The 5,114-nt window shown below is 60.8% G+C and carries 9 protein-coding genes; all 9 read left to right on the top strand.

The genetic code is table 11. The features are described from left to right. A partial coding sequence (locus OB03_RS12830; protein WP_461344407.1) for a hypothetical protein occupies window positions 1-239 on the top strand: 239 nt, incomplete at its 5' end. A 4-nt stretch (window positions 240-243) separates the two neighbouring features. Beyond that, complete coding sequence (locus OB03_RS12825) at window positions 244-405, top strand: hypothetical protein (protein WP_242913127.1); 162 nt, start codon at window positions 244-246, stop codon at window positions 403-405. Continuing rightward, entirely contained in the window at window positions 406-663 is a 258-nt protein-coding gene (locus OB03_RS12820; RefSeq protein WP_242913128.1) for a hypothetical protein, read from the top strand. After that, entirely contained in the window at window positions 660-1,043 is a 384-nt protein-coding gene (locus OB03_RS12815) for a M15 family metallopeptidase (RefSeq protein ID WP_242913129.1), read from the top strand. Before OB03_RS12820 ends, OB03_RS12815 begins: the two co-directional genes overlap by 4 nt. Next, the gene (locus OB03_RS12810) at window positions 1,040-1,444 is read left to right on the top strand and encodes a hypothetical protein (RefSeq protein ID WP_242913130.1); all 405 of its coding nucleotides are present in this window, start codon (window positions 1,040-1,042) and stop codon (window positions 1,442-1,444) included. Before OB03_RS12815 ends, OB03_RS12810 begins: the two co-directional genes overlap by 4 nt. 373 nt (window positions 1,445-1,817) lie before the next feature. Next, entirely contained in the window at window positions 1,818-2,759 is a 942-nt protein-coding gene (locus OB03_RS12805) for a flagellin N-terminal helical domain-containing protein (protein WP_461344406.1), read from the top strand. Window positions 2,760-3,047: 288 nt separating this feature from the next. Then, window positions 3,048-3,902: a flagellin gene (locus OB03_RS12800; RefSeq protein WP_242913132.1), complete on the top strand. Its 855-nt coding sequence runs from the start codon at window positions 3,048-3,050 to the stop codon at window positions 3,900-3,902. Between the two features lie 147 nt (window positions 3,903-4,049). After that, the gene (locus tag OB03_RS12795) at window positions 4,050-4,847 is read left to right on the top strand and encodes a flagellin (RefSeq protein ID WP_461344405.1); all 798 of its coding nucleotides are present in this window, start codon (window positions 4,050-4,052) and stop codon (window positions 4,845-4,847) included. Window positions 4,848-4,922: 75 nt separating this feature from the next. Next, window positions 4,923-5,114, top strand: a 192-nt coding sequence (locus OB03_RS12790; RefSeq protein WP_461344404.1) for a flagellin N-terminal helical domain-containing protein, incomplete at its 3' end; no start/stop codon positions are given.

Genomic DNA, 5,114 nt, shown 5'->3' with positions numbered 1-5,114 from the left:
GGGGGGCGGGCAGTAACGTGGCAGTGGGCGGAGCAGCACCTGCAACGGTTCTGCCTGATCTCGGGTGGCTGGGCGGAGGCGGCGGCGGCGGTGCTGCCAGCGCTCAGTCGTCCGGCTTTGCGGGGGGCGACGGGGCCGAGTTTGGTGCAGGCGGCGGCGGTGGCGGTGCCGGTCTCAGCGCTGGGGGCGCGGGCGGCCACGGGGCCTCGGGCGTCGTTCGCCTGACGTTTGTGGGCTGATCCGATGACCCGCGATGTAACCGGCGACGACCTGTCCGAGCTGCTGTTGGACGCGGAGATCTGGGACGCACCTGATCGGCTGAGCGCTGACGAATGCCTCGACGAGATCGGTGCCGACTGGCGCCAGACCCGTCCGCGAAAATCCCGATTTGAAGAGGAAATGTGAATGCGTAACCCATCTTCTGCACGTCCCAATCTGGCCGAGGGCCGATGGGTGTGGCGCAGGCTCTATGTCTATCTGGCGACCATGTTGATCTGGCTGTTGCTGCGCGATGCGGTACATCGCGCGCCGCCGGAGCAGGTTCGGCATCTGGCGGATGGCCTCATGGGGCTCGTGGCTTTGATGAGCCTGCTCTATCTGGTCGCGCCGTCGGCCCAGCAGGTGGTCAACCTGGCGCGTGGCCACAAGGCGGGTGGCCAATGAGCTTTCGCCTGTCTAAGCGCTCGCTCCAGAGCCTGAGCGGTGTCCATCCCGATCTTGTCCGCGTGATCCAGCTGGCGATCCAGCGCACGCCGGTGGATTTCATGGTCATCGAGGGACTGCGCTCGCCCCAACGTCAGGCAGCGCTTGTCAAAGCGGGGGCAAGCCGCACCCAAAACAGCCGTCATCTTAGCGGCCACGCGGTGGACTTGGCCGCATGGGTCGATGGGCAAATCCGCTGGGACTGGCCCCTTTACCCCCGCATTGCCGAGGCGGTTAAGGCGACCGCCCACGAATTGTCGGTGCCGGTTGTGTGGGGCGGCGACTGGCCCAGTCTACGCGATGGCCCGCACTTCGAGCTGTGCCGGAAGATCTATCCATGACTGGCTTGAACAGGGTGCTGACACCAGTGGGCTGGGTAGCGGTTGCGGCGGTTCTGACGGTCTTGTTGGTGGCCTTTGCAGGGTTTGATCCTTTGGGCCTGAGAGCGCGCAAGATGGAGCAGTTGCGGCGACAGGCCGAAGCGGGTGCGCAAGAGCAGCGGGCCCGCCATCTTGAAGCCAGCGAGAACGCGCGGTTGGAGACGCTGCAAGCGGAGGGCGCGCTCCGCCGCTCCGACTTGGCGCAAAACACAGGGAAACTGGCAGGGGAGGCGGGGGATGACCCGACAGGCCAAATCACTTTGGGCGATGCTCGTCTTGAGCGCCTTCGCCAGCATGACCGCCTCGTGTGCGAAGGTGCCGGTTACGGTGCCTGTCAGCCCGCAGGTGGTGCTGCCCGCTGAGGTGACAACGCCGTGCCAGATTGCCCGCCTAGGTGCTACAGCCACGCTGGCTGACCTGGAACAGGCCTATATGCAGCGGGGTGCACAATTGGCGGCCTGCGACGCGGCGCGAGCACTGGCGCTTGAGGTCATTATGACCGAACGCCGTATGCGAACGGATTGGGCTAGGCAAGATTAACCGGGCAGGTTTTTCCTCTGCCGGTTAATGGCATTCGCGATGCCTATTGCTGTGTAAAATAATTGCCTAAAATCAATAGGTTAAAATATTAAGGAGCGCTGGTTTGTGGCGCGTCGATTGCGGCTTCATCGCGCGAGTAGAATGCTCCCGGCGCTAAAATGGCGCTGGCCACACAACGTGAGCAAGGAAGCCAAAATGGCCAATTCGATCAACACCAACGCCGGCGCTCTGATTGCGCTGCAACACCTCAACTCGACCAACCGTCAACTGGAAACCACGCAAAACCGCGTGAACACCGGTATGAAGGTTGCCACTGCTAAAGATAACGGAGCCATTTTCGCTATCGCCACCTCTCAGCGCGCCGAAACGGGTGCTCAAGATGCGGTTCGTCAGTCGATTCAGCGTGGTCAGTCCATCGTGGACGTCGCGTTGTCGGCCGGTGAGACCGTGATCGAGGCCCTGCAGGAGCTCAAGAGTCTGGCTGTCGCCATTCAGGATGCGCCCAAGACCTATGCTGCTGACGGTACCACCGTCACGGGTCTGGGTGACAACGCCAAGAAGCTGGTTGCTGACTTTGAAGCCATGGTGAAGGAAATTCACGTGGCTCTGGCCGGTGCTACCTTTGACGGCGTGAACGTCTTCAAGGCGACGGATGCCGCCGGTATCAAGGTCACCATCAACACTGCTGCCGCGAACAATACGTTCGAAATTAAGGGAGCAAGTGCTGCTGCGACGGCTGCGGACCTGGCATTCGGTAGCACGGCGGGTACTGCCGGTGCGGCTGGTACGTTCAACCAGGCCACGGGCGCCTGGGCTCCGAAGGCAACTCCGACCGCGGGTGCAACCCCGTCGGCGTTGACCGACTATGGCGTGGACAAGGTTGAGGCTGCGATTACGTCGTTCTCGTCGACCATGGCTGACCTCGGCACCAAGTCGAAGTCGCTGGGTCGCCAGATGACCTTTGTCGACAAGTTCCAGGATTCCCTGGAAACCGGCATCGGCAATCTGGTGGACGCGGATCTCGCCAAGGAAAGCGCGAAGCTTACCGCGCTGCAGACCAAGCAACAGCTGGGTGTGCAGGCTCTGGGCATCGCGAACCAGTCGAGCTCCATCCTGCTCAATCTCTTCCGCGGCTAATCGCGAAGGAGGAGGGCTGGAATGGCAGCCTGCCAAAGGGGGCGGTTCAACCGCCCCCTCTTTCCTTTGGTCGGCAATATATGCCGCCACCCGGTAAGTTCTGCCGGTCTTGGTGGGTATATTTTTCCTAGTGCGTTCTAGAAGGCAGGCGTAGTCCGCCCTTCGAGTCCTGATATGGCAACGGTTTGGCAGTTGGCCTGACGTTTGCACCTATGCGTAGCGAGCAAAATGCTCCCGTGGCCAAAATGGCGACGGCTTCACGAAGTGAAACACACATAGGAGGCCAGAATGGCCAACTCGGTAAACACCAATCGTGGTGCGCTGATCGCACTGCAGAACCTCAACGCGACCAACCGTTCGCTCGAGGTAACCCAGAACCGTGTAAACACGGGGATGAAGGTTTCGTCCGCCAAGGACAACGGTGCAATCTTCGCCATCGCTACGTCGCAACGCGCCGAAATGGGCGCGCAAGATGCCGTCAAGCAATCCATCGAGCGTGGTAAGTCGATCGTCGACGTCGCTCTGGCTGCTGGCGAAACGGTTGTCGAAGCCCTGACCGAAATGAAGAGCCTGGCCGTCGCCATTCAAGACGCTGTCGCCGGCTCGGACACTGCCAACAAGCTGAACGCCGACTTCTCGGCGCTGGTAACCGAAATCCGCTCGGCTGTCGCCGGTGCGACCTTCGATGGCGTGAACCTGTTCAAGGCCAATGCTGCGGCCGTCGAAGTCACGATCAACACCGCCAGCTCGAACAACAAATTCACCGTCAAGGCCGCCGCCGGTACCGCATCGGGCGCGATTGCCGCTGATGGTTCGATTGATCCGACGATCAACGCCACGGGTACGGCGTTCAACTTCGACACCCTGACGGCCCGCACGGCTGCGAACGTCGAAACCGCCATCAACAACTTCACCAGCGTCATGGCCGACCTCGGCACCAAGTCCAAATCGCTGGACCGCCAACTGACCTTCGTCGGCAAGATGCAGGACTCGCTTGAAACCGGCATTGGCAACCTCGTCGACGCCGATCTGGCCAAGGAAAGCGCCAAGCTGACCGCGCTGCAAACCAAGCAGCAACTGGGTGTCCAGGCGTTGTCGATTGCCAACCAGTCCAGCTCGATCGTCCTGAGCCTGTTCCGCTGATTTCTACGAGACAGCCGCCTTTGAGGGGGCTGTCTTCGCCCACCTAGACCATCCAGAAAGAGTATCCAGTAACCAGTAAGCGTGTGTGCGGGCAGAAGGCCCAACCTTGCCAAAATGGCGAGGAAACAACGTGACATGGAGGCCAGAATGGCCAACTCGATCAACACCAATCGTGGTGCACTTGTTGCGCTGCAGACCTTGAACCAGACCAACAAGTCGCTGGAAACCACGCAGAACCGCGTGAACACCGGCATGAAAGTCTCGTCGGCCAAGGACAACGGTGCAATCTTCGCGATTGCAACGTCGCAGCGCGCTGAAATGGGTGCCCAGGATGCGGTCAAGCAGTCGCTGCAACGCGGTCAATCGATCGTGGACGTGGCACTGGCTGCCGGCGAAACCATCGTGGATGCCCTGACCGAACTGAAAAGTCTGGCCGTCGCTATCCAGGATGCTTCGGGCGACACCGCAACCAAGCTGAATGCCGACTTCACCGCCATGGTGACGGAGATTCAAACCGCGATTGCCGGCGCGACCTTCGATGGCGTGAACCTGTTCACGGACACCACCGCAGTATCGGTTTCGACCAATACCAAAGGCGGCACCTTCTCGCTGCACGACGGCACGGCAGTCGATCCGATCACCGACGGTGACGCGGACATCTCGGTTGTGGCCAACCGCACTGCGGCAAATGTCGATTCCGCGATCAACTCGTTCACGGACGTGTTGGCCGGCTTGGGTACCAAGTCGAAGTCGCTGGATCGTCAACTGTCCTTCGTCGGCAAGCTGCAAGACTCGCTGGAAACCGGCATCGGCAACCTCGTCGATGCGGATCTGGCCAAGGAAAGCGCTCGCCTGACGGCTCTGCAAACCAAGCAGCAGCTTGGCGTGCAGGCGCTCTCTATCGCGAACTCGTCGAGCAGCATCCTGCTCGGTCTGTTCCGGTAATCGGTAGGAGAGGGTGTCGTTGCCGAAAGCGGTGACACCCCTTCCTGATCACCTCAGTACTGTGACCGGCGCAAAATGCGCCCGCCGCCAAAAAGGCGGCGTTTTGTAAAAAACAAGGAGGCCAGAATGGCCAACTCGATCAACACGAACCGTGGCGCTCTCGTCGCTCTGCAAACCCTGAACCAGACGAACAAGGGCCTGGAAACCACCCAGAACCGCGTCAACACCGGCATGAAGGTGTCGTCTGCCAAGGACAACGGTGCAATT

This window comes from Brevundimonas sp. GN22 (assembly GCF_054824005.1).
The sequence above is the reverse complement of the archived record's forward strand: the minus strand, read 5'-3'. Positions and strand labels throughout refer to the sequence as shown.

Bases quoted from the DNA above. Each gene is read 5' to 3' on its own strand.
- OB03_RS12825 (WP_242913127.1), top strand. From the start codon at position 244: ATGACCCGCGATGTAACCGGCGACGACCTGTCCGAGCTGCTGTTGGAC.
- OB03_RS12820 (WP_242913128.1), top strand. From the start codon at position 406: ATGCGTAACCCATCTTCTGCACGTCCCAATCTGGCCGAGGGCCGATGG.
- OB03_RS12815 (WP_242913129.1), top strand. From the start codon at position 660: ATGAGCTTTCGCCTGTCTAAGCGCTCGCTCCAGAGCCTGAGCGGTGTC.
- OB03_RS12810 (WP_242913130.1), top strand. From the start codon at position 1,040: ATGACTGGCTTGAACAGGGTGCTGACACCAGTGGGCTGGGTAGCGGTT.
- OB03_RS12805 (WP_461344406.1), top strand. From the start codon at position 1,818: ATGGCCAATTCGATCAACACCAACGCCGGCGCTCTGATTGCGCTGCAA.
- OB03_RS12800 (WP_242913132.1), top strand. From the start codon at position 3,048: ATGGCCAACTCGGTAAACACCAATCGTGGTGCGCTGATCGCACTGCAG.
- OB03_RS12795 (WP_461344405.1), top strand. From the start codon at position 4,050: ATGGCCAACTCGATCAACACCAATCGTGGTGCACTTGTTGCGCTGCAG.